Annotated in this window: 28 protein-coding genes and 1 riboswitch; of the genes, 3 read left to right on the top strand and 25 right to left on the bottom strand. The window is 45.4% G+C overall.

The annotated features are described in order from the left end of the window. Positions 1-76 precede the first annotated feature (76 nt). The 5 genes from AC1DN5_RS11660 to AC1DN5_RS11680 form a co-directional block, all read right to left on the bottom strand. Positions 77-811 carry a hypothetical protein gene (locus AC1DN5_RS11660; RefSeq protein ID WP_099744085.1) on the bottom strand — a complete coding sequence of 245 codons (735 nt, stop codon included), beginning with the start codon at positions 809-811 and terminating at the stop codon, positions 77-79. Positions 812-830: 19 nt separating this feature from the next. Next, positions 831-1,034, bottom strand: coding sequence for a DUF2768 domain-containing protein (locus tag AC1DN5_RS11665; protein WP_003153435.1), 204 nt, complete (start codon positions 1,032-1,034; stop codon positions 831-833). A 318-nt stretch (positions 1,035-1,352) separates the two neighbouring features. Beyond that, positions 1,353-2,390, bottom strand: a complete 1,038-nt coding sequence (locus tag AC1DN5_RS11670; RefSeq protein WP_049628700.1) for an NAD(P)H-dependent glycerol-3-phosphate dehydrogenase — start codon at positions 2,388-2,390, stop codon at positions 1,353-1,355. A 17-nt stretch (positions 2,391-2,407) separates the two neighbouring features. Continuing rightward, complete coding sequence (gene der, locus AC1DN5_RS11675) at positions 2,408-3,718, bottom strand: ribosome biogenesis GTPase Der (RefSeq protein ID WP_016939109.1); 1,311 nt, start codon at positions 3,716-3,718, stop codon at positions 2,408-2,410. Positions 3,719-3,907: 189 nt separating this feature from the next. After that, positions 3,908-4,510 carry a YphA family membrane protein gene (locus AC1DN5_RS11680; protein WP_188154174.1) on the bottom strand — a complete coding sequence of 201 codons (603 nt, stop codon included), beginning with the start codon at positions 4,508-4,510 and terminating at the stop codon, positions 3,908-3,910. Between the two features lie 76 nt (positions 4,511-4,586). On the opposite strand from AC1DN5_RS11680, the gene AC1DN5_RS11685 reads away from it, so the two are divergent. After that, a complete protein-coding gene (locus AC1DN5_RS11685; protein WP_003153429.1) occupies positions 4,587-4,718 on the top strand; it encodes a YpzI family protein in 132 nt (43 codons plus the stop codon). Between the two features lie 31 nt (positions 4,719-4,749). Here AC1DN5_RS11685 and fni read toward each other — a convergent pair whose 3' ends face one another. From fni to AC1DN5_RS11770, 17 genes are all read right to left on the bottom strand, one after another. Further along, positions 4,750-5,799: a type 2 isopentenyl-diphosphate Delta-isomerase gene (fni, locus tag AC1DN5_RS11690; RefSeq protein WP_095241733.1), complete on the bottom strand. Its 1,050-nt coding sequence runs from the start codon at positions 5,797-5,799 to the stop codon at positions 4,750-4,752. Between the two features lie 14 nt (positions 5,800-5,813). Then, positions 5,814-6,962, bottom strand: coding sequence for a 30S ribosomal protein S1 (gene rpsA, locus AC1DN5_RS11695; RefSeq protein WP_045925476.1), 1,149 nt, complete (start codon positions 6,960-6,962; stop codon positions 5,814-5,816). A 227-nt stretch (positions 6,963-7,189) separates the two neighbouring features. After that, positions 7,190-7,864: a (d)CMP kinase gene (gene cmk / locus AC1DN5_RS11700; RefSeq protein WP_016939114.1), complete on the bottom strand. Its 675-nt coding sequence runs from the start codon at positions 7,862-7,864 to the stop codon at positions 7,190-7,192. 78 nt (positions 7,865-7,942) lie between these two features. Beyond that, positions 7,943-8,119: a YpfB family protein gene (locus AC1DN5_RS11705; protein WP_016939115.1), complete on the bottom strand. Its 177-nt coding sequence runs from the start codon at positions 8,117-8,119 to the stop codon at positions 7,943-7,945. 46 nt (positions 8,120-8,165) lie between these two features. Continuing rightward, complete coding sequence (locus AC1DN5_RS11710) at positions 8,166-8,822, bottom strand: flagellar brake protein (RefSeq protein ID WP_049628703.1); 657 nt, start codon at positions 8,820-8,822, stop codon at positions 8,166-8,168. A gap of 87 nt (positions 8,823-8,909) precedes the next feature. Then, the gene (ypeB, locus tag AC1DN5_RS11715) at positions 8,910-10,259 is read right to left on the bottom strand and encodes a germination protein YpeB (RefSeq protein ID WP_016939117.1); all 1,350 of its coding nucleotides are present in this window, start codon (positions 10,257-10,259) and stop codon (positions 8,910-8,912) included. Positions 10,260-10,283: 24 nt separating this feature from the next. Further along, complete coding sequence (gene sleB / locus AC1DN5_RS11720) at positions 10,284-11,150, bottom strand: spore cortex-lytic enzyme (protein WP_366969213.1); 867 nt, start codon at positions 11,148-11,150, stop codon at positions 10,284-10,286. Positions 11,151-11,279: 129 nt separating this feature from the next. Then, the gene (prsW, locus tag AC1DN5_RS11725) at positions 11,280-11,936 is read right to left on the bottom strand and encodes a glutamic-type intramembrane protease PrsW (protein ID WP_049628705.1); all 657 of its coding nucleotides are present in this window, start codon (positions 11,934-11,936) and stop codon (positions 11,280-11,282) included. A gap of 94 nt (positions 11,937-12,030) precedes the next feature. Further along, positions 12,031-13,014 carry a YpdA family putative bacillithiol disulfide reductase gene (locus tag AC1DN5_RS11730; protein WP_016939120.1) on the bottom strand — a complete coding sequence of 328 codons (984 nt, stop codon included), beginning with the start codon at positions 13,012-13,014 and terminating at the stop codon, positions 12,031-12,033. A gap of 106 nt (positions 13,015-13,120) precedes the next feature. Then, positions 13,121-14,395, bottom strand: a complete 1,275-nt coding sequence (gudB, locus tag AC1DN5_RS11735; RefSeq protein ID WP_016939121.1) for an NAD-specific glutamate dehydrogenase — start codon at positions 14,393-14,395, stop codon at positions 13,121-13,123. A gap of 159 nt (positions 14,396-14,554) precedes the next feature. Continuing rightward, positions 14,555-15,139, bottom strand: a complete 585-nt coding sequence (locus AC1DN5_RS11740) for a genetic competence negative regulator (RefSeq protein ID WP_003153412.1) — start codon at positions 15,137-15,139, stop codon at positions 14,555-14,557. A 151-nt stretch (positions 15,140-15,290) separates the two neighbouring features. Then, positions 15,291-16,079 (bottom strand): metallophosphoesterase, encoded by a 789-nt coding sequence (locus AC1DN5_RS11745; protein WP_049628706.1) that lies wholly within the window; start codon positions 16,077-16,079, stop codon positions 15,291-15,293. A gap of 86 nt (positions 16,080-16,165) precedes the next feature. Further along, positions 16,166-16,624 carry a YpbF family protein gene (locus AC1DN5_RS11750; protein WP_016939124.1) on the bottom strand — a complete coding sequence of 153 codons (459 nt, stop codon included), beginning with the start codon at positions 16,622-16,624 and terminating at the stop codon, positions 16,166-16,168. A 63-nt stretch (positions 16,625-16,687) separates the two neighbouring features. Beyond that, positions 16,688-17,464 (bottom strand): LysM peptidoglycan-binding domain-containing protein, encoded by a 777-nt coding sequence (locus tag AC1DN5_RS11755; RefSeq protein ID WP_016939125.1) that lies wholly within the window; start codon positions 17,462-17,464, stop codon positions 16,688-16,690. Next, positions 17,442-18,029: a CPBP family intramembrane glutamic endopeptidase gene (locus AC1DN5_RS11760; protein ID WP_047475711.1), complete on the bottom strand. Its 588-nt coding sequence runs from the start codon at positions 18,027-18,029 to the stop codon at positions 17,442-17,444. The genes AC1DN5_RS11755 and AC1DN5_RS11760 overlap by 23 nt, the downstream gene beginning before the upstream one ends. Positions 18,030-18,043: 14 nt before the next feature. Next, positions 18,044-19,534, bottom strand: coding sequence for a RecQ family ATP-dependent DNA helicase (locus tag AC1DN5_RS11765; RefSeq protein WP_327815355.1), 1,491 nt, complete (start codon positions 19,532-19,534; stop codon positions 18,044-18,046). After that, a complete protein-coding gene (locus tag AC1DN5_RS11770) occupies positions 19,527-20,585 on the bottom strand; it encodes a YpbB family protein (RefSeq protein ID WP_366969212.1) in 1,059 nt (352 codons plus the stop codon). The genes AC1DN5_RS11765 and AC1DN5_RS11770 overlap by 8 nt, the downstream gene beginning before the upstream one ends. A 270-nt stretch (positions 20,586-20,855) precedes the next feature. On the opposite strand from AC1DN5_RS11770, the gene AC1DN5_RS11775 reads away from it, so the two are divergent. Further along, positions 20,856-21,104 (top strand): ferredoxin, encoded by a 249-nt coding sequence (locus AC1DN5_RS11775; RefSeq protein ID WP_003153403.1) that lies wholly within the window; start codon positions 20,856-20,858, stop codon positions 21,102-21,104. A gap of 139 nt (positions 21,105-21,243) precedes the next feature. Here the strand turns inward: AC1DN5_RS11775 and AC1DN5_RS11780 are convergent, their stop codons facing one another. Further along, positions 21,244-21,816: an ECF transporter S component gene (locus AC1DN5_RS11780; protein ID WP_015240114.1), complete on the bottom strand. Its 573-nt coding sequence runs from the start codon at positions 21,814-21,816 to the stop codon at positions 21,244-21,246. Positions 21,817-21,963: 147 nt separating this feature from the next. Beyond that, positions 21,964-22,098, bottom strand: a riboswitch (FMN riboswitch). Positions 22,099-22,303: 205 nt separating this feature from the next. Between AC1DN5_RS11780 and serA the strand changes: the two genes are divergently transcribed. Further along, a complete protein-coding gene (gene serA, locus AC1DN5_RS11785; protein WP_016939129.1) occupies positions 22,304-23,881 on the top strand; it encodes a phosphoglycerate dehydrogenase in 1,578 nt (525 codons plus the stop codon). A 45-nt stretch (positions 23,882-23,926) separates the two neighbouring features. Here serA and AC1DN5_RS11790 read toward each other — a convergent pair whose 3' ends face one another. Both AC1DN5_RS11790 and sigX read right to left on the bottom strand, forming a co-directional pair. Next, positions 23,927-25,030, bottom strand: coding sequence for a sugar dehydratase (locus tag AC1DN5_RS11790; protein WP_462804743.1), 1,104 nt, complete (start codon positions 25,028-25,030; stop codon positions 23,927-23,929). Beyond that, entirely contained in the window at positions 24,966-25,550 is a 585-nt protein-coding gene (gene sigX / locus AC1DN5_RS11795) for an RNA polymerase sigma factor SigX (protein WP_016939131.1), read from the bottom strand. The genes AC1DN5_RS11790 and sigX overlap by 65 nt, the downstream gene beginning before the upstream one ends. Between the last annotated feature and the right edge of the window lie 162 nt (positions 25,551-25,712).

Genomic DNA, 25,712 nt, shown 5'->3' on the forward strand with positions numbered 1-25,712 from the left:
TAGAAAATTTTCAGGCAATCTTTTCTATCGGAATCAAAAAAACCTTTCTCCCTATTTGTATGCGAGGGAGAAAGGTTCATTCCTGTTTCGTTTTACTTTCTAAAAAAACGGGTTCCTGTTTTTCATTTACGGTGTATGTGACTGAAAAGGCCGGGACGAAAGGCGTCTCTTTCCATAAAATATCCTGAATTTCCGCGCCCGGTCTGATTTTCTTTTTGTTTTCTTTCAGGCAGCGGGCGAGATCGACGCGATAGTCGGCATAGATTTCTCCATCAGCGCCGATTAAAAGCGGCAGAGACGTGCCTGAAACCGGACTTTTGACTGAAGGAGTGTCTTTCATGCCGAGCTTCTTTTTATTTAAAGTGAACAGCCCTTTTGAAACAGCATCCTCATAGGGCGGATATGTATGTTTTTCCTGATACATTTTAACACGCAGCTTCATATCGCGGATTGCCTCCGCCATTTGGAGATCGATCAGCTTCACGGTCGGCTTATTTTCCACATCGACAAGCACGTATTGGTACATTCCTCCGCTTTCAAAAGCTGATGCCGGCGGCTCCTCTATATATCTGGGCGCGAGCCGCTTAAAATCTATCGGATATTTTTGATAGATCGGTGTTTTCATATCTTTGGTCTGAATCGGCAGAAGTCCGCCGTTCGCCTTTTTAAACTCATCCACTGCCGCTTGAACCTGCTGAAGCTGATGCTTGTAAGATACTTTAGTTTCAGTTTTTTCGGCTTCAGGATACAGACAGCCGGACAGCAAAAGCACCGCAAATGCCGTTATGACAGCCATTTTCATCTTATGCATTCCGCGCCCCCTTTTTTGCTTATTCATTGACAGGCCCGCTGAAAACGACCATTAACACGATCAATCCCGAGATGACCATACAGGCATAAGCGAGCGAAGAAACTGCTGCTTTGATCAGCTTGTTTTTCACTTTGTACCTGCTGACATAAATAGAGGCCACCGCAACAAACATTAATCCCATAGCACCAAGCGCAAACCACATTTTCATCAATGCCACACTCACGTCCGTGCCCCCCGTCCCATCATTGTAAGCGTTATATTTCATTTTAATATACAAATGTTGAAAAGATCAACAGGTTTTCCATCTATTGAAAAAACAAAAAAACTGAAGCAAAGAGGGGGACTTTGCTTCAGTCAAGTTGACTATATTCACCTATACGTCTGAGATACACTCTCTTGGACTTCGATGCTATAGTATGCGTAGATGCGTACGTCTGCATCCTCTTCTGCCTAAATCAGCAAATGTTTTAAGCGATTTCAGCCGGAGAGTTCCGCGTTTTGGACTTTCGTCATTTCAGAATATGCAGACGGTATGTTATTGTCACTTCACCCGGTTTTCGAATGTGTTGACCAAGTCTTCCATCTCATGGGTTTTCACTCTGGCCATTAAGGATTCTACAGCCGTTTCTACCTTCTGCCCGTTAAATAACACTTGGTGAAGCGCCTCTGTAATCGGCATTTTCACTTGGTATTTTTGAGAAAGCTGATACGCCGCTTTCGTCGTCCGCACGCCTTCAACAACCATTCCCATCTTGTCAAGGACAGCCTCCAGCTTGTACCCTTTGCCGAGCAGGTTGCCGGCGCGCCAATTGCGGGAATGAACGCTCGTACACGTCACGATTAAGTCGCCTACGCCAGTCAGGCCGGAAAAGGTGAGAGGATTTCCGCCCATCTTTGTGCCGAGTCTGGCGATTTCAGCAAGACCGCGGGTGATCAGGGCCGCTTTTGCGTTATCTCCGTATCCCAATCCGTCTGTAATTCCCGCTGCCAGAGCGATGATGTTCTTTAATGCTCCCCCTATTTCAACACCGATCATATCCGGATTGGTATAGACACGGAAATGCTGGTTCATAAATAGATCCTGAACCGCTTCTGCAGCCTCGATATTTTTTGAAGATGATGTAACAGTCGTCGGGTGTCTCAATCCGACTTCCTCAGCGTGGCTCGGCCCTGAAAGCACAACGATGTCTTTTCTGTACTCCTCAGGCAGCTCCTCTTCCATTAATTCTGAAATGCGGAGAAGCGAATCCGGCTCAATTCCTTTGCTGACATGAACAAAAATCGACTGTTTCGGGATGTAAGGCAGAGCCTTTTTCAGCACTTCCCGAATGGCTTTTGTCGGAACTGCCACAATGATGAAGTCAGCTCCTTTTAAAGCCTCGCTTAAATCAGCTGTGCCGATGATAGAGCTTGACAGCTCCACCCCCGGCAGATAATCTTTGTTTTCATGCAGCCCGTTGATTTGATCGATCAATTCGGCACGGTGTCCCCACATCATGACCTGATGTCCGTTATCAGCCAGCACTAAAGAAAGTGCAGTGCCCCAGCTTCCCGCTCCAAGCATTGCCACTTTTTTCATCTCTGTATCACACCTTTTTATTTTCTTGCTCTTGCAAATATTTTAATTGGCGTACCTTCAAATCCGAAAGCATCACGGATTCGGTTTTCTAAAAAGCGTTCATAAGAAAAATGCATCAATTCCGGATCGTTGACAAAAACAACGAAGCTCGGCGGTTTAACAGCGACTTGAGTCGCATAATAAATTTTCAGACGGGAGCCATTGTGCGTCGGAGTCGGATTCATGGCGACCGCATCCATGATGACGTCATTTAAGACATTTGTCTGCACGCGGAGAGAGTGGTTTTCACTCGCTTTAATAATCGCAGGCATGAGTGTATGAATCCGCTTTGTCGTCAGTGCCGACATGAACAGTACCGGCGCATAATCGAGAAATTGGAAATGCTCCCGTATATTCTGTTCAAATTCTTTCATCGTGCGTTCGTCTTTATCAACGGCATCCCATTTGTTTACGACGATGACGACGGCTTTTCCTGCTTCATGGGCATATCCGGCGATCCGCTTGTCCTGCTCAAGGATGCCTTCTTCAGCGTTCAGTACCACGCCGACGACGTCTGAGCGGTCAATGGCTTTTAATGCCCGAAGTACACTGTATTTTTCTGTTGTTTCATATACTTTTCCCTTTTTTCTCATGCCCGCCGTGTCAACAATCACAAATTCCTGCTGGTTATAAGTGAATGCCGTATCTACAGCGTCTCTCGTCGTTCCCGCCACGTTGCTCACGATAACCCGCTCTTCGCCGAGCATCGCATTGACAAGAGAGGATTTTCCGACATTCGGACGGCCGATCAGACAGAATTGAACGACATCATCATTATACTTCGTTTCGGGAATGTTTTTAAAATGCTCGGCACAAGCATCAAGCAAATCTCCCAATCCCAAACCGTGAGTACCGGAAATCGGATAAGGCTCTCCAAAACCGAGCGCGTAAAAGTCATAGATGTTCGCTCTCATTTCGGTATTATCTAATTTATTAACGGCCAATACGACCGGTTTTTTCGTCCGGTACAATATTTTTGCCACTTCTTCATCCGCAGACGTCACACCTTCGCGGCCGTTCACCATAAAGATGATCACATCAGCCTCGTCCATGGCGATTTCGGCCTGCTGGCGGATCTGTGTCAGAAACGGTTCGTCTCCGATGTCAATTCCGCCCGTGTCAATCAGGTTAAAATCATAATTCAGCCATTCCGCCGAACTGTATATCCGGTCCCGCGTCACTCCGGGGGTATCTTCTACTATTGAAATTCTTTCACCCGCAATCCGGTTAAAGATTGTGGATTTTCCCACATTCGGTCTTCCGACAATGGCTACGACAGGTTTACCCATAGTACCCTTCCTTTCAATCCAGCCGCTTACATTTTCACAAAAATTGTTCAACCGGTTATTAAAATCATCTTCGCTATGAAAAGAACCCTTCAACAGAAGGGCTTAACTCATTTATTATATCAGTTTTCACCGAGATCACAATGTATTCTTCGAAATGTTTCGCATTCATGCAACAGTCTCCGTCCGTTTTCAAGACATTTTGGTGGCCCCTTTGCCCTGCTTTTTGCTTTTTTGGCTGATGCGCGCCGCAAGCTGTTCATAGGTAGTCAGCCCGATAAGCAGAATCACTCCCGCCGAGCAGCCTGAAAGCCATTGATAGCCGCCGACGGCTGCAGCGCCTGCAATTTTGTGAATGACCGCCGAATACAATAACTCTCCCTGGCACATGCCGAGAACAAAAAGACAAAGCCTCTCAGGAAATCGCCCCTCAACAGAAACCGTAATAACGGTAAGCAGTATGACAGCCGCCCACTCAGGTTTTATGATGAACCAAACGGGATCATATAATGCAAAAAGAAAGATAAAGCTGTACGCTGCAGCAGCCGTCAGATGAATCAGGACATTACGGAGCCGCTTATGCATGCCGAGGCTCCCCGCGTAAACAAATGCGGCAGCAAAAAACATGACATATGCCGCGTTCAGTGTAAAATAAGCGGTCATCTGATGTATGCTTGCCATCATATTAGTCAAAATAAAGACTGATACGTAAAAACGGCTTTTCGTTTTGGCAAAAATAAAAGTCGCAAGTATCCATAAAAACCACATCGACCAGTAATAATAAAACGGTTCCATAAATCGCTCCTCCTTTGATCAGTATGGAGCGGGAACGCATTTTTTAAACCAATTATCCTGAAAGGAGCGGATGATGATGGGAAAAGACAGACAGGAGAAAAAACTGAAAGCCTCCCGCCGAGTGGAATCGGACCGCGACGATTCGATTCACCATAAAGGAGCGACAAGCCTCGAGCAAAACGGGGAATTCCGAAAAAGAAAATCGTAAAGCAAAAAAGGCATGCGGGTCCGCATGCCTTTTAACGTCTGCTGAAACGGGATGTGTCAATTCCCCGTTCAGAAAGCCAGTGATGTGTGTCACCTTTTATAACCAAAGGCGCCTTTTGCAATTGGGCGACTGTTTGACACCCAAGGACGGTCATAATCATTTTCAGCTCTTGTAAAAGCGCCGTCATCTCGTCAAAAAGACCCTCTTCTCCTTTTGAGGTGAGAGCTTTCAGGAATGTGCCCGCCATTCCCGCGCAGCATGCGCCGAGAGCAATCGATTTGGCGACATCCAGCGCACTTTGCAGCCCTCCTGAGGCGATAACGGATTGATCAGCAGAAAGCGAACGGATTTCCGCTAAACTTGCGGCTGTAGAAATTCCCCACGTGTTAAAAAATTGAAGCGCCTTCTCTCTGCGCAGATTTTCAATTTTAGAGAAATTTGTCCCGCCGTATCCGCCGGCATCAACGGCTGCCGCCCCGGCATCAAATAACCGCCGTGCGGATTCCCTGCTCATGCCGAAGCCGACTTCTTTGACAAAAACGGGCACTCCCGCTCCATCGGAAATCCGCTCAATGCGGCTGAGAGCGCCCGTAAAGCTTCTGTCCCCCTCAGGCATGACGATCTCCTGAATCACATTCAAATGAATCTGGAGGGCGTCTGCTTCAATCATATCAACTGCCCTTTTCGCCTGCTCGGCGTCCGCCTCGCTGCCTAAATTCGCAAATATTAAACCATCCGGATTCTCTTTTCTGACGATTTCGTAGGAATACCGTTCAGCGGGATCTTTCAGTGCCGACATTTGCGAACCGACAGCCAGCGGCATGCCGGCTTTGCGCGCAGCTCTTGCCAGTGACCTGTTAATTTCGTATGTAAGCTGTCCGCCGCCGCCTGTCATCGCATTGATAAAAATCGGCGAACTGCTTGTGAGTCCGCCGATTTTCGTTGAGATATCCACTTTTTCCAATGCAAGGTCTGGCAGGCTGACATGAACAAACGTAATATCATCAAACCCCGTTTCCCGGCTCTGACCGGTAGACAGCGCATGATTTATATGTTCTCTTTTGCGTTCTGCTCGTGTCACGTTTTATCACCAATTTATTTTAATTTATTAAGCTTGTCACCGATTAAATCGCCAAGCTGAAAGCCTGTGCTCGGCTCTTCTTTCGCCTGGTATTGACGGAAATCCTCCTGATCGGCTTTCGGCGCTTCTTCAAGCTCACGCATGCTTAAGGAGATGCGTTCTTCGCTTTCGTTAACGTCCAGGACTTTCACTTTAACAGTCTGTCCTTCTTCAAGCACTTCATGCGGCGTTCCGATATGTTTATTGGAAATTTGCGAAATGTGCACAAGTCCTTCCACGCCGGGAAGAATTTCCACAAAGGCGCCGAAGCTTACGAGGCGCTGCACTTTTCCTTCAAGCACATCTCCCTGCTTCACCTTTTCGCCGATCTGGCTCCAAGGTCCCGGCAGCGTCTCTTTAATAGATAAAGAAATTCGCTCGTTATCGCGGTCTACGGACAATACTTTCACTTTTACGTCCTGTCCCTCTTCCACGACGTCAGACGGTTTTTCGACGTGTGAATGAGACAGCTGCGAAATATGAACAAGTCCGTCGATTCCGCCGATGTCGACAAACGCGCCGAAATCAGTCAGGCGCTGCACTTTTCCTTCAAGCACGCTTCCAACTTCAAGCGTTTGGAGAAAATCATGCTTTTTGGCTGTCTGTTCTTTTTCCACCACAGCCCGGTGTGACAGAATCACCCGGTTTTTATCACGGTCAAGTTCAACGACGATAAGAGAGAGAGTTTTCCCTTTATAGTCAGTGAAATCCTCGACGAAATGAGCTTCGACAAGTGATGCAGGAATGAAGCCGCGAACGCCGATATCAACGACGAGACCGCCTTTCACCACATCTTTCACTTCAGCTTCAAACACTTCTTTTGTTTCGAATTTTTTTTCAAGGTCTTCCCAAGCGCGGTCAGCATCAACGGCACGTTTAGATAAAATCAAAGCATCGTCTTCCACTTTTGTTACTTTCAGGTCAAGCTCGTCGTCAACTTTTACGACATCCGATGCTTTCTCTACATGAAGACTTGATAATTCACTGATTGGAATGATCCCGGATTGTTTGACATTGATAATTTCGACATCTACATGCTTGTCCTCTACCTTTGTCACAATCCCTTTTACTACATCTCCAACCTCTGGCACTTGAACATCAATTTGATTCATTTCCTCTGTCATTTGAATAACCTCCTTGGTCCAAACCTACACAGCTTAATTAAAACGGTTTGAAAGCTGAACATGTGAATGTCCGCTTTCAGCCGAATATGTATTAAAGAATCATCCAAAAAAAGATTTTGAATGATCAATAAAAAGTTTTATTAGTATTAACTTCTAATAAAAGGACTGGTTTGTCAAGCAATAACATCTTGTCTTTTGAAAAAAATTAAAATGAGCTCCGCCCGATGTTAACGTGATTTCTGTTCAACAATCTCCAGAATTTTTCCTGCGACCTCGGGAATGCTCAGTGACGTCGTATCAATTTCAACCGCGTCATCCGCTTTGCGCAGCGGGGAAACTTCTCTCTCTGAATCGAGTTTATCGCGCCTTGCAATTTCTTCAATGAGCGTCTCGTAATTCACGTCATAGCCCTTTTTCTTATTCTCTTCATATCGGCGCTTCGCTCTTTCTTCTACGGACGCCAAAAGGAAAATTTTCACTTCCGCATCAGGCAGCACGTGAGTTCCGATATCACGGCCGTCCATGACGACGCCGCCTTTTTCTCCGAGCTGCTGCTGTCTTTTCACCATTTCTTCTCTGACGCCTTTATGCTTGGCGGCGATTGATACTTGGTTGCTGACTTCGTCTTTTCGGATTTCTTCTGTCACATCTTCTCCGTTTACCAGAACGATTTGTCCTTCCGGAGCGGATACAAGCTCAATTTCCGTACGCTTCAAAAGCTCTGTGAGCGCGGCTTCATCCGTTAAATCGGCATTTTGCTTGAGCGCCGTATATGTAATGGCACGATACATCGCTCCCGTGTCAATGTACACATATGATTTTTTCTCAGCCACTATTTTAGCAACGGTGCTTTTTCCGGCAGCCGCCGGACCGTCGATTGCAATTGATAATTTCTTGTCCATAATCTCTCTCCTTGCTCTTTACTCCTCTATGGATTGTATCATGAACTGTCCGAAAAGGGGCGAAAAAATTGAGACGATTTACCGCTTTACCGTTTCAATCCATTCTTTTTTCTCCATTTTATCCACTCCTTCATATTTCACAGCTTTCGAAATATAAGGTTCAATAGGCTGATAATGAAGCAAAAACTGTACCGCGCCCAAAATAACGAGCTGAATGCAGACCAATTTGACCAGCAGACGTTCAAATGTTTTCATACACGCGCACCTCCATTAGGATTAGTATGGAAAAGTGCGCTGCAGTTTATTCCGGCTGACGGTTTCTTCTCTGCTGCAGCTGCGCGCGCATACAGTATCGGAGTATATGCTGCTGAGACGCGGGGTCGATGTCTGTAAATTCAAGCGTCATTTTTCGTTTCGCCGCCTTTTCATCATAAAAAACCCGCTGGGTAACAGCCTCGGCCGTTATATCCGCTGTATTTTCCTTTTCGGAAAGAGAAAACGAAACATGCAGCTTTTCACCCGGTTCCGCGGAAATATGTTCAGGCAGCACAACTGCAATTCCGCCGGCGCTCATATTAGAAGAAACCGTTTGAAAGGCGGTTTTTTCCGCTTCCATTTTGACGGCTACATCCAATACAGCGTCTGCACGGACGTACCGGCGTCTTTGAATCCGCTTCATTTCTTCCTTAGGGGGAATATCCAGTCCGATCATCGGGATGGGATCTTTTTTCTTCCCTTTGATTATGGTTTTAAATTGATAAGGCACTTGGCCGTTCCCCATAAATTCAGCTGTTATCTCCAACCCTTTGTGCAAAAAGACCGTCCGTCCCGTATCCAGATCGACGGGATATGAGATGTACAGTTCACCGCTTTCAATACTGACTGCTTTACTCCTCGCTTTTTTGAACTCATTGTTCTCTATGTATTCAATCCAAATATAATCTCCGACAGCTATCATGGGCCTTCACTCTTTCATTATTTATGCTTTTATTAAAGCATGTAATGAAAAAAAGGAAAAGACTTTTAGTCCTTTCCTCCTTTATTTTTATAGGTCTTTATATATAGGTTCTGCACTTTTTAATTTTTCTATTTTTTCTTCTTTTCCATCGTCCGCATTGATGAACATTTGATATGTGTCTTTCCCGATCGTCCCGAGCATTTCATAGCAAAGCACTTCCTGGCCGAGTTCATTCGTGATCAATGCCTGCCGCGTCTCCCGGACTTCAACATTTTTATTCAGCTTCGCTTTCGCTTCATCAGCCGATAAAGCCGGAGCCGGAATTGTTCTCGTGCGGTGCGCCGCCAAATAATCACGCGCGGAGAAACCGACGACTTCACCGTCATCCAGTGCCACCTTCATTCGGATGGCTTCCGGATAAATACGGACGTTTTTCTCAACGGGAATAAAAGAAAAGACGCCGATGTTGTTATATTGCGCGCTTTCATCAATTTCGAGATTTTTTGTTTCATAACCGTTTTTCTTTAAAAACGCAACGGCCCGGTTAGATGCTTCATTGAGGCTGATCTTTTGTTTCTTCACGGCCCGCTTTTGAATTAAATAGACCGGATGTCCGCCTTTTTGGGTAATATCCATATAGATAAAAGACTTGCTGTCGGCGTCTTTCATGCGGATGCTGTATACGTCCCGATTCGTCTTCCGGCCGCTTTTTACCACTTTAATGGAATAATTATGATCAGGCGCAAACCGTTGCGCGATTTTGACTGCTTCTTTTTCTGTAATTTGTTTTCCTTTCAGATGCGTAAAACCTTTTCGTTCTGTGTTTGCGCTTGTAAACGTAGGGCTGGTGCTGTCTTCAGAAAAAGCGCCTACATTTTTTTCGACAGTTTTAAAGCTGTCGACGATCGTATTATCGCTTTGTTTTTTGTCAGAGGCGAGCGCCATCTCAACATCCATCCACCGCAGATTTTTGCTCATGACGAGATGCTGAACGCTGCGCAGCTGGTTTTGAATGTTCTCCGCCTGTTTGTACAGGCTGTTCAGTGTTGTATACTCTTTCTTATCAAGCGGTTTTTGATCTAAATCCCGGACGGATGTTTTATAGCTGAAATCTCCTATATTGGATAAAAACTCCTCCGTCTTATTAAAAGGCATGAGAGTCAGCGGCAGCTGGCTCACATTGTTATGAGCTTCAGATGTTATTCTCCATACATCAATGAGCGCCGGAGACAGAGATTTTTTACTGTTCATTGCAAGCGTCGTCCCGATTTTATCGTGAAGCTGATCTACATGGTACGTCAGTTCATGAAATGCCCTCTGATAATTATTTTCCGCATGCAGAAGGACCGCATCTTTTTCCTGATGCTCTTTATATCCCCAATACCCGGTTGCGGCGATCGCGACACCGAGAACAGCGATAATGATTCCTCTAATCATGTTAACACCTCATTTTTCGTACTTTTACTCACAGAAAATGTGTTTTCCGATCTGTTTAATCTGCGGACGTCCCCAAATCCATTTGCTTGTCGCCGTATCAGGATTGAAATAATAAAGCGCGTTTTCAGAAGGGTCCCAGCCGTTAATCGCATCAAGAACTGCTTCTTTTGCTCTTTCATTCGGCTGCATATATATTTGGCCGTCGGCAACAGCGGTAAACGCGAGCGGTTCGAAAATGACGCCGGCCACCGTATTCGGAAATAACGGGCTTTTAATACGGTTTAAAATAACAGCGGCGATGGCAACCTGTCCTTCAAACGGCTCACCGCGCGCTTCCCCGTACACAGCCTGCGCCAGAAGATTGATGTCGTTGTTTGAAAAACCGCCCGGCATATTGGCCGCTGTCGTATTTTGCTTTTGATTTGACTGACCGCCTGTATTGTTTTGCGGTTTTTGAGCGGGCTTATTCGTTCCAGCAGACTTCTGGGCGCCGGCTGACGGTTTCGTTTGGTTTTTTAAAGGAACGTTGCCATAATGGGTGAACGTATTCCCTTTTTGAATCTGCTCCATTACATATTCACGGTAGTATTTTGATTTTGAAATCAGCACCTGCTTGGTTTTCGCGCCGACGAGGCCGTCAACCGGCTTCATGCCGAATTTCTCCTGAAAATTCCGTACGGCCCAGTATGTCGTCCAGCCGTAAACACCATCGATTTTCCCGTTATAAAATCCGTTATATTGCAGACGGGCCTGCAATTCTATAACATCATCACCCGTTGCGCCTCTTTGAACCACTTGATTTGAAAACGCATGGGCCGTTTCATGATCGAAGATAGCGGCGGCGAATGAAAATAGAATAAGACAAGCCATAAACGCTCCTTTACACTTCATCTTTTCAAGCCTCCTCCAGCAAAATTTAAAGTGTATCCGTATTGTCTGTCACGAGGTTATTTTTATGCACGTTTCCTTCTTATCCCCTGTCAAGGCATAAAAAAGAAACCGCACGCGGCGCGCGGTTTCTCACACTTGGATTATATTGACGGAACGTGCTTTTTTTGCCTTTCTCAGCCCGAACCACCATAAAAACAGCATAAACGGCAGCATATAATATACCCAATGATTGAGGGCGGTAAGAATAAAATCGTAAGAACCGTGCAGACATGAAGGCACGACCAGTGAAATCACTAGCCACTTCACGCGGGCTTTTTTCCGCGAAAAGCGGGCTTTTCCGAGATAAAACCCCATGATCACCCCGATCAGCGCATGGCAGGAGACTGGCAGAATCGCCCTGATGAAAGCATGCTCAACACCGTGGCCGAATAAATAAAGGATATTTTCAAGCGTCGCAAAGCCTAATGACACACTGGCCCCGTAAACGATTCCGTCATAATGCTCATCAAAATGAGCATGCGGGTACACACTGATCATCAAAACAAACCATTTCACCGATTCTTCCAAGAAGCCCGAAGACAAAAACGAAACGAAAAAGCTTCCTCCCCCTACATGCTCTTTTTCAAGAACATACTGGATGAACATGGTCGGAAACACAAGTACAACTCCGAGAAAAAAAGACCTCAGCACCATATGTACGGGTTCATTGTCATATTGATCTTTTAAATAAAAATAGCTTAACAGCGCAATGCCGGGAGCAATTCCTGCAGAGATGATTGCAAACATCAGGCAACCTCTTTCCTTTATATTCCTATATCTATCGTACCATGTTGTTCATATTTTTACATCTTCCAATTTCTAAAAAAGAGCATATGAATGATCATATGCTCTCTGCACCCAGCCGTTTTGAAATTTCGTTTGCGATCAAGCCGCCGTGAAAACGGCCGTTCTCGATAAAAATTTCATTGGCGTTATTTCCCGCTGCAATAACCCCGGCAATAAAAACACCATCAACATTTGTTTCCATCGTTTCTTCCCGGAAAAACGGCCGGCCTGATTCTGCATCAATCTGCACACCGATTTTTTCAAGAAATCCGTGATCGGGATGATATCCTGTCATGGCAAATACGAAATCGTTTTTCAGCCTGACCGTCTCATTCCTGCCGGAGCGGAAAATGATCTCATCTTCCGTCACTTCTTCAAGACAAGCGCCGAATTCCATCCGGATTGTTCCGTTTCTGACGAGGGCCTCAAACTCAGGCAGAATCCACGGCTTGATGCTCGGGGAGTACTCATTTCCTCTGTAAAGCACCGTAACGCGCGCGCCGGACTTCACCAATTCCAAAGCCGCATCTACACTTGAGTTTTTCCCGCCGATCACCGCGACATCTTTATCAAAATAAGGATGGCCTTCTTTAAAGTAATGAAATACCTTAGGAAGCTCTTCACCCGGTATGTTCATATAATTCGGATGATCATAATATCCTGTCGCGATAATACAAAACGGAGTGAGATAGCGGTCTTTTGACGTTTCAACAAGAAAACGGCCGTCTTCCTGTTTCGTGACGCGCTCCACCGTTTCAAAGGCGTTTACACGAAGCTCTTTTCTTCTGACAACCTCTCTGTAGTACGAGAGAGCCTGTATTCGGACCGGTTTTCTGTTTTCCGTTATAAAGGCGACATCGCCGATCTCCAGTTTTTCACTTGAACTGAAAAAAGTTTGATGTGTCGGATAGTGATAAATGCTGTTTACGACATTTCCTTTTTCGATCACAAGGGCGTTTACGCCAATTTGCTTCAGATGTATAGCCGCCGATAATCCGCAAGGACCTCCGCCTATTATAATTGCTTTTTCTTCTGTCATGTCCTTCAACTCCTGCGATTTGGCATTTCCATCATAAGTTTCCACTCATATAAAAAATCTCCTATATTATCATAGGAGATTTTTTTTGTTTATGCAAACGATTGGTTTATATCCAGCCTCTGAAACGCGAAGCCTCCGCCATTTTCCGCACGCCGACCATGTAAGCCGCAAGCCTCATGTCAATCCGGCGGTTTTGGGACATTTCATAAATATTATTAAACGATTTTACCATCATATTTTCCAGTTTTTCTTCGACTTCTTCTTCACTCCAGTAGAAGCCCTGGTTATTTTGAACCCATTCGAAATAAGAAACCGTTACACCGCCGGCACTCGCCAGAACATCGGGAACCAGCAGCGTTCCTTTGTCTGTCAGGATTTTCGTTCCTTCCAGTGTCGTCGGTCCGTTTGCCGCTTCTACTACGATTTTCGCTTTGATGCGGTCAGCATTTTCTTCTGTAATTTGGTTTTCGATCGCTGCCGGGACCAGTATATCACAGTCAAGCTCAAGCAGCTCCTGATTCGTAATGGTATCATTGAAGAGCTTCGTCACTGTTCCGAAACTGTCTCTGCGGTCAAGCAAATAATCAATATCAAGACCGTCCGGATCGTAAAGACCTCCGTACGCGTCAGAAATTCCGACAACTTTCGCGCCGGCGTCATGCATAAATTTCGCCAGATAGCTGCCCGCGTTTCCGAAACCTTGTACGACGACGCGCGCGTTCTGAATATCGAGGCCTTTTTTCTTGGCCGCTTCTTTAATGCAGATCGTGACGCCTTTTGCCGTAGCTGATTCCCTGCCGTGGGATCCGCCGAGTACAAGCGGTTTTCCCGTAATAAAGCCGGGTGAGTTAAATTCATCAATTCTTGAATATTCATCCATCATCCAAGCCATAATCTGCGAGTTTGTAAATACGTCAGGTGCCGGGACGTCTTTAGTCGGTCCGACAATCTGACTGATTGCTCTGACGTATCCTCTGCTCAGTCTTTCAAGCTCTCTGAATGACATATTTCTCGGATCACAAACAATTCCGCCTTTACCACCGCCATAAGGAAGATCAATAATTCCGCATTTTAAACTCATCCAGATGGAAAGTGCTTTCACCTCTTTTTCAGTTACATTCGGGTGAAAACGAATACCGCCTTTTGTCGGACCTACGGAATCATTGTGCTGCGCACGATAGCCTGTAAATATCTTCACAGACCCGTCATCCATCCGAACCGGAATTTTAACCGTTAATAATCTGAGCGGCTCTTTCAGCAGTTCATACACTTCTTCTGGATACCCCAATTTTTCCAGAGCTTTATGTATTACGGTTTGGGTTGATTTTAATACATCATGTTTGTCTTCTTCATTATGACCGGTGAATCGATCGGCTGCCATTTGAGTTAACCTCCTAAAATCTTCTGTTTCTCTCATGCTCCCTTTCAGTGACTAGTATACACCTTCAATATCTCCGTGCATAGGAGAAAGACAATGATTTTTTCCATAATTTCGCTCAAAAAAAAACGGCTGCTGAAAACAGCAGCCGTTTCATCTTTTTTATGAAAAATGTTTCTGGATGGTCTCTACAGCATTGCCGTCCATGATGAGTTTTCCGTATTCATGGAGCCTGTAAATCGTGATCGTCGCCGGATGCCCGTATTCGGCCAGCACCGCGATAACGCCTTCGGCAGAACGGGAGCCGAGGTCTTCAAGACTTACATAGTATTGGTTCTCATAGTGGTAGACGGTTCCGCCGGTAATCCCGATGCGATGAAGGCTCCCGGCAAGCTGAATGATATCTTCAAACGAATGGAACTGATAAATAATATCCGGGCTTTCGTCAAGTTTGACCTGCATCTCGATATAATCATCGTCATATTCGTCATCTTCTGCGTCCGCGTCATGATTTTTCGTTACAATCACAACCATGCCTTGTGCCTGAAGAGAATATACTTCCACCGCGATCGGACCATTCGCTTCAAAGCCGAGCTCTGTATTTGCTTCATTCATCATATCTTTAAATAACTGGTGGACTTTAAACGAGTCCTTCCAGAGGTCTTCTTTTGTCAATCCCCGATCAGTGAGATCGTCGAGGGTTAAAAAGATTTTAATCTTATTGTAGTTCAGACGCTCAAGCCGCATAATGTTCCCTCCTGCCTCTTCTTGCACACAAATCATATAACACAGTATATGAATAAATGAGTCATAGGTTCTTAATTTGTTATCAGTTTACACCGTGTACAGCGGGAAGACAAGCAGAATGCCGTTTTTTATCGGAACGGCCGGGTTTGTTTCAGGAAAACGGCTCATCAGGTCCGCACAGTGTAATCATATGCGTCTCCGGTTTCGCTCCGAGCCTCAGCGGAACTTTTGTCGTGCCGTAGCCGTTGCTGATCAGGTAATGCGCTTTCTTTACCGTTCCCGTCCCTCCCAATTCATACGGCCCGAACCGGCCGAAACGGATTTGGCCGCCGTGCGTATGGCCGCTGAACACAGCATCAATTCCGTCAGACTCATTCATCTGCTCATGGATTTCCGGGTTATGGCAAAGCAGGAGATTTACTTCGTTTGCATCCGTATGTCTGACCGCAGATTCGTAATCATCCATCATCATCCGGATATCATCCACGCCGCAGATCGTAACGGTTTCCCCTTTATAAGCAAACTGAACCGATTCATTTCTCAGCGGAATCACTTTATATGCCCTTAAAAGAGAGAGCAATTTTTGCTGGCTGACCTCGTAATCATTATTTCCCCACACATAAATGACAGGCGCAAGAGCCGTCAGACGCTTGATGTTTTCTTCAATTCTGGCGTAAGGAACTCCGCCCTCCGCCAAATCACCGCCGAGCAAAACGGCATCCGGCTTATAAACCGATGCTTCCCAGAGAAGCTTTTCATCAATTAAACGGCGGTGCACGTCAGATATAAAGAAGATGGTGAGCGGCTTCATCCCTTTCATTTTATCAAGCGTAAATGTATGTGTTTTCAGATGGCTGCCGTTTGCCGTTTTGTACATGACGGCCGCCATAACTGCAGCCGCTCCCGCCAATGAGCCGAGAATTCCCGCTGTAAGCTTCATAAATGCACTCTCCATTCTGTCATTGTCTTACATTAGACGGACAAACAAAAAAAGACGTTTCTATCCTTTCCGGAAAACGCCTCTTTTTATTTGCTTTCAAAATAAAGATTGATATCATACCGATGTTTCATTAAGTGAAAAACGGATTCTCTCGCCCGCCATTTTTCCGGCTGAGGCCATAAATCCGTGCTTTTTTGGATAATTTCACATCTCAGTTTATGAAATTCACCCTCAGCTTTTTCTTCCTTTTTTTTAAAATAATAAGAAGTGCAATACGCAAAAGCGGAAGCCATAATCCAGCACAAATAAACCGTATGGCCTAATATTTCCTGCAGAATCAGCTGCGGAGAAGCTTGAGGGGCATTAAAGCTTTTAAAAATCAGCAGTACGCACATCAGGGAAAAGCAAACGAGGGACGCCCACTGCCATCTTCGGCATTGCGCGGCATAATTTTCGTATTTTAATTTCCTTTTCACCAGTGCCTGAAGCATTTGTTTCGTCGGTCCGTCAGCAAATCGGTCTAATTGCTTCCATAAAGAATCCATGCGCTTCACACCTTGTCCGTTTTCATTGGTACACTATATGAAAGCCGCGGTGAAAATATGTATTTATTCGGACAGCGGAATGTTCAGAACCTGGCCGGTATACACGTCGTTTCCGTTTAACCCGTTGTAGCTGCGGATTTTTTCTTCGCCCGCCCGGCTTTTATAATATTTCATTGAAATGCGGTAAAGCGTTTCTTTCGGCTGTACAGTATGCTGGACGGTTCGCACTTTTTGCCGGACGGTTCCGGCTTGATCACTGCCGGCAGCCGGAACCGCTTTTTCACGGACAGCCGGCGGAGACTGCTGTTTGGCCTCCGCATATTCGGTTTCTGTCGGCTTCACCACCTGTTTTTCTGAAGCCGTTTCCGTTTTTTTCGGTGTTTTTTCAATCGGTTTTTCTTTCGTTTTTTCAGATGCGGCCGTTTCTTTTTTTTCTTTGGCCTCAGACTTTTTTTCCGGCTCTTTTAAAAGAGCAGTTTCGGATGTTTCTTTCTGAACGTCCGCTTTCGGAGTAACGGCAGGCGCGCTTTCACTGTGATCTATGAAGACATCTTCATAATCCTTCGGGTCAAATCTGCTGCTGTTCGTCATATACAGAAGACCGAAAAAGACACCGATTGTCACAATAATAAACAGGACGGTCAGGAAGGTGAACAGCGGTGTTTTTGTTTTGGTTTTTTCCTTCACCTGCTCTTCCTTTTTTTTACGCTCCTCTTTTACAGATTGTCTTGTCGGGAGGCTGTCTTCAAGATATTCAATTTGTTCATCCGCGGCCGCGGCAACCTGCTGCTCGGCACGCAGCTGAGCTTTTCTTCTTTCAACTCTTGACATTTCCGTCATGCAAACCCCTCCTCACATATTGAAAACGGATTTGACAGGCAAATACCGCATCAATAATAAAATGCGCTGTAACCGGAACGAATAAATTGCCGGTCCATTCATAAATAAGTCCCAGCAAAAGACTGATGCCCGCAACCATAATAAACAGAAGCCACTTCGCCAAGTATCTGAAATGAAGCACGGTGAAAATCAAGCTGGCGGCCCATAAACCGATATGTGTCTGCAGGACGCCTCTGAATAAAATCTCTTCGCTGAACGAAATGAGAAGCGTCAAAAACAAAATGTGCAAAACCGGCCTGTTCTTAAAAAGCAGTGTATTAATACCGCCGTCATCATATAAATGTGAAGGACACCATTTCATCACCGCCAGATCGGCAAAAATGACAAGGACGGCGAGAGTTACACCGTACCATATGATTTTATCGTCACGTATATGCCAAAGCTTTAAAAAATCGTGAACATCGGTGAAAAAGAAAAAGCCAATAACCGCTGAAGCCGCCAATATGAGCAATTGGGTAACATAAAGCTGTATGACAATCTCCCGGTCTGAGAGCTGATGGATCAATTCGCTTTGCCGTCTCAGCTCAACTCACCCGCAGACTCTAAACCGAAAATCCGGCCTAATTCCATCTTCCAATCTTCAAACCGCTCCATGTTTTTTCGTTCTCCTTTTTGCTCGTACGGGGCCAGATCAACTCCGCAGCTGCTGCAGCATTGTCCTGTTTGATCTTCAGGCTCATACGATTCATCAAAGTATGCCAACAGCGCTTTTCTTATACATTCTTTCCGCTCCAATAACGCCGAAAAGCGGTTCATTTTATGCAGCTTCTTTTCCACGCGGTATGTCAGTTCTTCCTGCAGCTGCTCTTTTGTGGTCTTTCCCTGCAGATACAGGTGGATGGCCGTTCGCGCCTGCGTTTCCTGAACGCCCTTACTTATAAGAACGTCCCGAAGCTTTCGCTCATCGCTCGTACCGGCGTCCCGGATGATGGCCAGAATGCCTTCCAGATCATAATCAGACAAGCTTTCTGTCTGAATAATCTGCTGCTGAAGCTCTGTATCGCCAGGCGCTCTCAGCAAAATACTGACACTCGGGCTGCCGTCGCGTCCCGCTCTGCCGATTTCCTGCATAAAGGCCTCAGCCGTTTGGGGAGGATAAAAGTGAATGACAAAGCGGATATCAGACTTGTCCACACCCATGCCGAACGCATTGGTGCAGCAAATGCAATCAAGCTGGTTATGGATAAATTGCTGCTGGATTAAAATTCTGTCGCCTGTGTCCATCCCTCCATGATAATAATCCGTCCGCTTTCCCGTTTTTTCGTTCAGCTCAGCCGCAAGCTCTTCCGCCCACTTTCTGGTCGGACAATACACGATGCCCGGGCCTTCAAGCTTTTTGACGAGATCCGTGATCCTGCTTATTTTTTCGGCATTATCAGCCAAGTGTTCAACCGTCAAAAGAATATTCGGCCGGTTGACAGAATATAGATGGCGCACTGCATGCTCAAGTCCGAGCACGTCCGTCACATCACTGAGCGTTTCTTTTGTCGCTGTTGCGGTCAGCGCCAATACAGGCGGCTTGCCGAGTGCTTGCCTGAAGGGCCCGAGCTTTGAATAATCAGGCCTGAAATCATGCCCCCATTCTGATATGCAATGAGCCTCATCAATGACAAACAAACTGACCGGGACGTTTTTCAAACGGTTCAGCACATAAGGTGACGAGAGGGCTTCAGGGGACATATAAAGAAATTTGTACCTGCTGATGTTGCTGAGAATAAAATGCCGCTCAGCAGCATTCAGCATGCTGTTTAATGCCGCAACCCGTTTTTCTCCTTTCGCTTTCAGCTGCTGCACCTGATCTTCCATTAATGAAAGGAGCGGCGAAATAATCAGCACGAGCCCGTCCATTATGTAACCCGGAAGCTGATAGCATAATGATTTTCCGCCGCCGGTCGGAAGCATGGCGATCGTATCCTTTTTTTGGAGCACGCTAGTCATAATCTCTTCCTGCCCTTTTTTAAACGAACGCAAACCAAAGTGCCGGTACAAAGCTTTATGGAGCTCAGTCATGCTGTTTCACCGTCTTTGCCAGCGCCAGCCTGATCTGAAAATAGCTGAAGCGCATCTGCATTCCTTCGCGAATCCGTTTAATTTTATTCGTTTGATGCTGTTTTGCAAATGCCGTTATCATACGCTGGTCCTCTTCAGAAATGTACTGTTCTATAAAAAATGCAGGCTGATGCAGTGATATTTCTACAATATGATCTTCGATGGTGGCGGTTTTTAAATTTCTGACCGCGGCGATTCTTTCAATCGGAAACCCTTTTTCCAAAAGCTCCAAGGTTTTTCTGGCAGACTGTGTCAGCGCGCTTTCCGCCCGCAAATCGGACAACAACTCGCCTAGAGCCGGTTGTGCACATTGCGGAAGGGATTGAATAACATAATGTACCGCTCCCCAAAACTGGACGGACACATACCATTCGTCTTCGTTCAGCTGAGAAGCGAGCTGCTTATTCGTTTTGCCGATTCTGTCGAAAGATGTTAAAGAATAGACAAAAATAAGGGCCTGCCGTTCACTTACGCCTTGCAGAAGCTGAAACAGCGCGTCATGCATTTGAACGGAGAGCTCTTTGGCGTCTCTGTTTTTGCGCATGAACCGTTTGACCCATCTCAGCGCCTGCACATCGTTTGTAACCGGGATATATTGACTGCATTGGCGCTCTTTGTTTGACAGAACTTGAATGAGCAGGGAAAGCCGCTTCCACAAGGTAACGGCCGGCGTTTGATAATTCGCGCCGTGACAATGCTTCGGCCAAGGCCGCTCGGCAAATGCCCGTTCGAGCTTTTGAACGCCGCGTGCAGTCACTTTACACGTTCCCTCTTCTTTTCCGGCTGTAATGTATGAGTCCCCGGCGAGTTTATGCATAGAATCCGCAATGTCGCCGCGTTCACACTGAGAAGCCATGCCGAAATATTTAGCAATCTGAAACAAGCCGGCATCCTGAATGGTTTGAGACGACTTTTTTCCTTTTAATAAATGAAACACAGCACTCGGAGTCCGTTCGCCGTCTATTTTGTCCAGACAGTCGAGAACCACGGTATCAAAGTAGTTTATCGCCAATCTAAACACACCTACATTTCTTCTGTGACAAGTTTCGTTTTTTGGTTCTTTTTATTTTAACAGATTTTCATATAAATTTGACGTTTAAAGTCATCTTTTGGGGGGAAGTGCTAAAGAGAATCCCTTATGTGATAAGCATTCTCAATCATTTTTCTGTTGAAATTTGACACTAACATCATTACAATAAGTAAGAGGAATAGGTGTTATATTTAAAAAATATATAAGGTAAACCATTTGTTCCAACACGAACAATCTGGGAGGTTTTTTTTCATGGCAAAGTACACAATCGTAGATAAAGATACGTGTATTGCATGCGGCGCCTGCGGAGCTGCGGCACCAGACATTTATGATTATGATGATGAAGGCATTGCATTCGTTACACTTGACGAAAATAAAGGTGTCGTCGAAGTTCCGGAAGTGCTGGAAGAAGATATGATTGACGCATTTGAAGGATGCCCTACTGATTCAATCAAAGTTGCGGATGAGCCGTTCGAAGGCGACCCGCTGAAATACGAATAAAAAAGCCCTCCCCGTGAGAGGAGCTTTTAGTTCTTGAATAAGACTCCGGCTGTTATCGGCCGGAGTCTTATTTTTTTGCGTGATCAAACAATTAAAAAAGCGCCCGCCTGTGTTTTACAGAGCGGGCGCTTTGGAGCGGCTATTGTGTCTGGATGCTGCGTTTTTGTTCAATCCAAGGTTTAAGCTTCGTAAAGATGAACGTAAAGACGATGGTGATGATAACGCCTTTTACAATGTTAAACGGCAGAATTCCTGCCACAACCGCCGTTTTTAGTTGGCTGTTTGACAATGCCGGTGAATGTAAAAACCAAGTATACGCGGGCAGGATGAGAATATAGTTCAAAATACTCATCAGCACGGTCATTGCTGCGGTTCCGGCCAGCAGGCTCACTGCAAGTCCTTTAGCAGATTTGAGCTTTTTAAACATAAACGCCGTCGGCAGAATAAACAGCGTCCCCGCGATAAAATTGGCTGCCTGCCCTACAGGCACGCCGGCCATGCTTCCTTGAATGATATACTGCAGAATATTTTTAATCGCTTCAACCGCAATCCCCGCCGCTGGCCCGTAAACCAAAATGGCAATAATTGCAGGAACGTCACTGAAATCAATTTTCAAGTAATCCGGCAGACCCGGAAACGGGAAATTTAACAGCATAAGCACAAACGCAATGCTGCTAAGCATACTGATGACAACTAATTTTTTTACTTTCACAATGCTCTCTCCTTTTCGATCAAATCTCTCGAAAAGAGGAAAGGTTCTTTTGCACCTCAATAAAAAAACCGCTTTTAATAAAAAGCGGGAGCTTACTAAGGCTTGGCAAAGAAACGTTAGATATAAGCATCAAAACGTCTGCTGAACCTCCATCTTCTCCCATCCAGACTATACTGTCGGCTCCGGAATCTCACCGGATCCTGCCGCCGAAGCAGCTCGCGGGCTTAGAGCATGACGCTCATCACCGCCGGTAGGGAATTTCACCCTGCCCCGAAGATTGATCTTATGAATTTATTCACATTATATATGATCAAATTGTAATTGTATAGAGAACTGCTCAATTTTATATAAAATATTGATAAAGCCCATTTTAACTGAATTATCGGCTTCCTTTTCTCCTTTACTGCGTCAATACACATTGACACTCAATTAAGAATATGATAAATTATCAGATATTTAGTCAGCTAAACTAGGAGGAAATCTAACAATGTTTCGAGTTTTGGTCTCAGATAAGATGAGCAATGACGGCTTAAAGCCGCTGATGGAATCAGACTTTATAGAAATTGTTCAAAAAAACGTCGCGGATGCAGAAGATGAATTACATACCTTTGATGCCCTGTTAGTCCGCAGTGCCACAAAAGTAACCGAAGAATTGTTTAAAAAGATGACTTCTTTAAAAATCGTCGGCAGAGCCGGTGTCGGCGTAGACAACATCGACATTGATGAGGCCACAAAACATGGAGTTATCGTGATAAATGCGCCGAACGGAAACACCATTTCAACGGCAGAGCATACATTCGCGATGATTTCTTCATTAATGAGACACATTCCGCAAGCTAATATTTCAGTCAAATCAAGGGAATGGAACCGGACGGCTTTTGTCGGAGCGGAACTTTACGGAAAGACTTTAGGTATTATCGGTCTGGGCCGGATCGGAAGCGAAATCGCCCAGCGCGCCAGAGCATTCGGTATGACTGTCCATGTATTCGATCCGTTCTTAACCGAGGAGAGAGCCGGCAAAATCGGCGTGAACAGCCGGACATTCGAAGAAGTGCTTGAAAGCGCGGATATCATTACCGTTCACACGCCTTTAACAAAGGAAACAAAAGGTCTGCTTAACAGAGAAACCATTGCCAAAACAAAAAAAGGCGTCCGCCTGGTCAACTGTGCAAGAGGCGGAATTATTGATGAAGCTGCGCTTTTGGAAGCGCTGGAAAGCGGGCATGTCGCAGGCGCTGCGCTTGATGTGTTTGAAGTGGAGCCTCCTGTTGAGTCAAAACTCCCAGATCATCCGTTAGTGATCGCCACACCTCACTTAGGCGCATCAACGAAAGAAGCACAGCTGAATGTCGCGGCGCAGGTTTCTGAAGAAGTGCTGCAGTTTGCTAAAGGTCTGCCTGTCATGTCGGCGATCAATCTGCCTGCGATGACGAAGGATGAATTCAAAAAAATTCAGCCTTATCACCAAATTGCTGATAAAATCGGAAGTCTCGTGTCACAATGTATGAAGGAACCCGTCAAGGATGTTGCCATTCAATATGAAGGCACCATCGCAAAACTTGAAACATCATTTATTACAAAAAGCCTGCTGTCCGGCTTCTTAAAACCGCGTGTAGACTCAACTGTCAATGAAGTGAACGCCGGCGGTGTAGCAAAAGAACGCGGAATCAGCTTCAGCGAAAAGATTTCCTCCAATGAAACAGGATATGATAACTGCATCAGCGTAAAAGTGACCGGAGACCGGAGCACCTTTACGTTAACAGCTACGTATATCCCTCACTTCGGTGAACGAATCGTTGAACTGAACGGCTTTAATATTGACTTAAATCCTGCCGGCCACCTCGTTTATATCCAGCATCAGGATACGACCGGTGTAATCGGACGCGTCGGACGCATCCTCGGCGATAACGATATCAATATCGCTACCATGCAGGTAGGCCGTAAAGAAAAAGGCGGAGAAGCCATTATGATGCTTTCTTTTGATAAACATTTAGATGACAAAGTCGTCGATGAGCTGACTTCCATTCAGGATATTGTCTCAGTTAAATTGATTGACCTTCCGTAACAAACAAAAAACCCAAAACATTCATATGTTTTGGGTTTTTTACATTTAATGGTTTGGAAGCGGATTAGGCGCGGCAGGCACAGCGATCGGTTTTGTCACATCATAATTGCCGATTTTCTTTGTATGTGCATGTGTGAACAGCACCTCAGAATAACCGAATTCCTTCGCAGTTAACAGAAGCCCTTCAATCATTAAAATGCCTTCCAACGAATCTTCAATTTTATGTTTTTCGGACAATTGGATCCGCAGCTGCTCGCCGTATTCCCTTTCCGATACCGATGCAATCGCATCTGCTTCTATGACGCTCGCGGTCTGTGAGTCCCCGTCTGTTGTTTTCATCCCGTCAATGGCCTGATAAACTGAATAATAGGTTTGTTCAGACGGGATGAGATACTCTTGTCCCAGACTGTCGCGGTAAGAAAAATACGCCCGGTTGGCCTGCTTATGTACGGACATCTCAGCCGAAAGGCCGGAAGCTTTAAAAAAATCCTGACCTTCTCCGTTTTGAATCTTTGTCAATTTTATCCGCTCGTAAGGACTCCAGGTCAAAGTCTCTTCCAGCATCTTTTTCAATAAATCCGCTTCGGCAGCTGATTCGATTGAAAGCCGTCCGTTTACCTGCACAAGCAAATCTTTCTTAACCGCGGTTACTTGCACACCGTCCAAAAGCTGAGGAACAGAAAGGAAAGATTCGGGCACTTCTAAGTTTTCTGCATCAGAGAATGCCTCTGAAACCGATTCGTCAGGCTTCTTTTTTTCAAAACTGACCGGAATGACGGCGGATGTATCTGAATCGGCAAACGCCAAAGTAATGTAATTGTTTTTGTTTTCGTTAGAAACGACAAACGTCTTCTGATCCGGCTTGACAGCAGCTGACTGACTGGCTTTTTCGGCTTGACCGCTGTCAGCTGTAAGATCACCGGCAGATTCGTTTTTTGTCATCAGGTGAGGAGATATAATAAGAGCGATGCACAATGCGCAGATGCCGGCGGCGGCGGGGCCAACCCAGCTTCGGGCCGGTTTTTTCCTGTACTGTCTACCCGTTTCAACATTCCGGTAAATGGCCTCTGGTGAACGATGATCTCTAACCGCCGGAAGTTGTCTTAACAACTCCTCTACCCTTTCTTCGTTCCAATATGACTTCATCATCCATTAGCTCCTCCCTCAAAAGCTCCATCTGTTTCCGAAGTATTTTGAGCCCTCTGTGTTGGGTCGTTTTGACTTTGCTTTCCGAGAAGCCAAGAGCGGCGGCTGTTTCCTGAATGGAATATCCCTGAATAAATCTCAGGATAATAACAGCTCTTTGATCTATAGTGCAATGATCAAGCGCGGTATAAATTTCCCGGACATTTTCATGCTGTACGGCGAGTTCGTCCGGAAGCAAATGCTGATCTCTGACATCTTGTGTATCCCAATCAAACGTACCCATAATACGCTGTCTGATCGTCTGCTGCTTGCGGAACCAGTCAATCGCCACATGGCGCGCGATGGACAACAGCCATGTTTTTTCACTGCTTCTTCCTTCAAAAGTATGATAAGAATTTAAGACGCGGATATACACTTCCTGCGCCAGATCCTCAGCCTGTGTCTTATCTTTCACCATATAAAATAAAAATTGGTATAAATCTTGATGGTATGAATCATATAATATCTGAAAGGTTTCTTCCATGGGAAGCCCCTCCGTTCACTTTTTTGTCGTAAAAATGCGTTGAAAAGTTACATTACAACTATATTACGAGAAACTGGAATTTGGAAGGGAATTTATATTAACATATTCTTAAATTTTTTAAAGAAGAAATAAACAAAAACACCCGCATGTTCTGCGGGTGTT

Source organism: Bacillus sp. 01N42_2 (assembly GCF_056399565.1).

What these genes read in the sequence shown, in the direction of transcription:
- serA (WP_016939129.1), top strand. Translation starts at nt 22,304, where the DNA reads ATGTTTCGAGTTTTGGTCTCAGATAAGATGAGCAATGACGGCTTAAAG.
- gudB (WP_016939121.1), bottom strand. Translation starts at nt 14,395, where the DNA reads ATGGCAGCCGATCGATTCACCGGTCATAATGAAGAAGACAAACATGAT.
- ypeB (WP_016939117.1), bottom strand. Translation starts at nt 10,259, where the DNA reads ATGATTAGAGGAATCATTATCGCTGTTCTCGGTGTCGCGATCGCCGCA.
- AC1DN5_RS11670 (WP_049628700.1), bottom strand. Translation starts at nt 2,390, where the DNA reads ATGAAAAAAGTGGCAATGCTTGGAGCGGGAAGCTGGGGCACTGCACTT.
- sleB (WP_366969213.1), bottom strand. Translation starts at nt 11,150, where the DNA reads ATGAAGTGTAAAGGAGCGTTTATGGCTTGTCTTATTCTATTTTCATTC.
- AC1DN5_RS11710 (WP_049628703.1), bottom strand. Translation starts at nt 8,822, where the DNA reads ATGATAGCTGTCGGAGATTATATTTGGATTGAATACATAGAGAACAAT.
- AC1DN5_RS11775 (WP_003153403.1), top strand. Translation starts at nt 20,856, where the DNA reads ATGGCAAAGTACACAATCGTAGATAAAGATACGTGTATTGCATGCGGC.
- cmk (WP_016939114.1), bottom strand. Translation starts at nt 7,864, where the DNA reads ATGGACAAGAAATTATCAATTGCAATCGACGGTCCGGCGGCTGCCGGA.
- prsW (WP_049628705.1), bottom strand. Translation starts at nt 11,936, where the DNA reads ATGTTTGCAATCATCTCTGCAGGAATTGCTCCCGGCATTGCGCTGTTA.
- der (WP_016939109.1), bottom strand. Translation starts at nt 3,718, where the DNA reads ATGGGTAAACCTGTCGTAGCCATTGTCGGAAGACCGAATGTGGGAAAA.
- AC1DN5_RS11745 (WP_049628706.1), bottom strand. Translation starts at nt 16,079, where the DNA reads ATGAAGCTTACAGCGGGAATTCTCGGCTCATTGGCGGGAGCGGCTGCA.
- AC1DN5_RS11660 (WP_099744085.1), bottom strand. Translation starts at nt 811, where the DNA reads ATGCATAAGATGAAAATGGCTGTCATAACGGCATTTGCGGTGCTTTTG.
- AC1DN5_RS11765 (WP_327815355.1), bottom strand. Translation starts at nt 19,534, where the DNA reads ATGACTGAGCTCCATAAAGCTTTGTACCGGCACTTTGGTTTGCGTTCG.
- AC1DN5_RS11680 (WP_188154174.1), bottom strand. Translation starts at nt 4,510, where the DNA reads ATGGAACCGTTTTATTATTACTGGTCGATGTGGTTTTTATGGATACTT.
- AC1DN5_RS11685 (WP_003153429.1), top strand. Translation starts at nt 4,587, where the DNA reads ATGGGAAAAGACAGACAGGAGAAAAAACTGAAAGCCTCCCGCCGAGTG.
- AC1DN5_RS11750 (WP_016939124.1), bottom strand. Translation starts at nt 16,624, where the DNA reads ATGGATTCTTTATGGAAGCAATTAGACCGATTTGCTGACGGACCGACG.
- AC1DN5_RS11755 (WP_016939125.1), bottom strand. Translation starts at nt 17,464, where the DNA reads ATGACGGAAATGTCAAGAGTTGAAAGAAGAAAAGCTCAGCTGCGTGCC.
- AC1DN5_RS11705 (WP_016939115.1), bottom strand. Translation starts at nt 8,119, where the DNA reads ATGAAAACATTTGAACGTCTGCTGGTCAAATTGGTCTGCATTCAGCTC.
- sigX (WP_016939131.1), bottom strand. Translation starts at nt 25,550, where the DNA reads ATGGAAGAAACCTTTCAGATATTATATGATTCATACCATCAAGATTTA.
- AC1DN5_RS11740 (WP_003153412.1), bottom strand. Translation starts at nt 15,139, where the DNA reads ATGCGGCTTGAGCGTCTGAACTACAATAAGATTAAAATCTTTTTAACC.
- rpsA (WP_045925476.1), bottom strand. Translation starts at nt 6,962, where the DNA reads ATGACAGAGGAAATGAATCAAATTGATGTTCAAGTGCCAGAGGTTGGA.
- AC1DN5_RS11730 (WP_016939120.1), bottom strand. Translation starts at nt 13,014, where the DNA reads ATGACAGAAGAAAAAGCAATTATAATAGGCGGAGGTCCTTGCGGATTA.
- AC1DN5_RS11790 (WP_462804743.1), bottom strand. Translation starts at nt 25,030, where the DNA reads ATGATGAAGTCATATTGGAACGAAGAAAGGGTAGAGGAGTTGTTAAGA.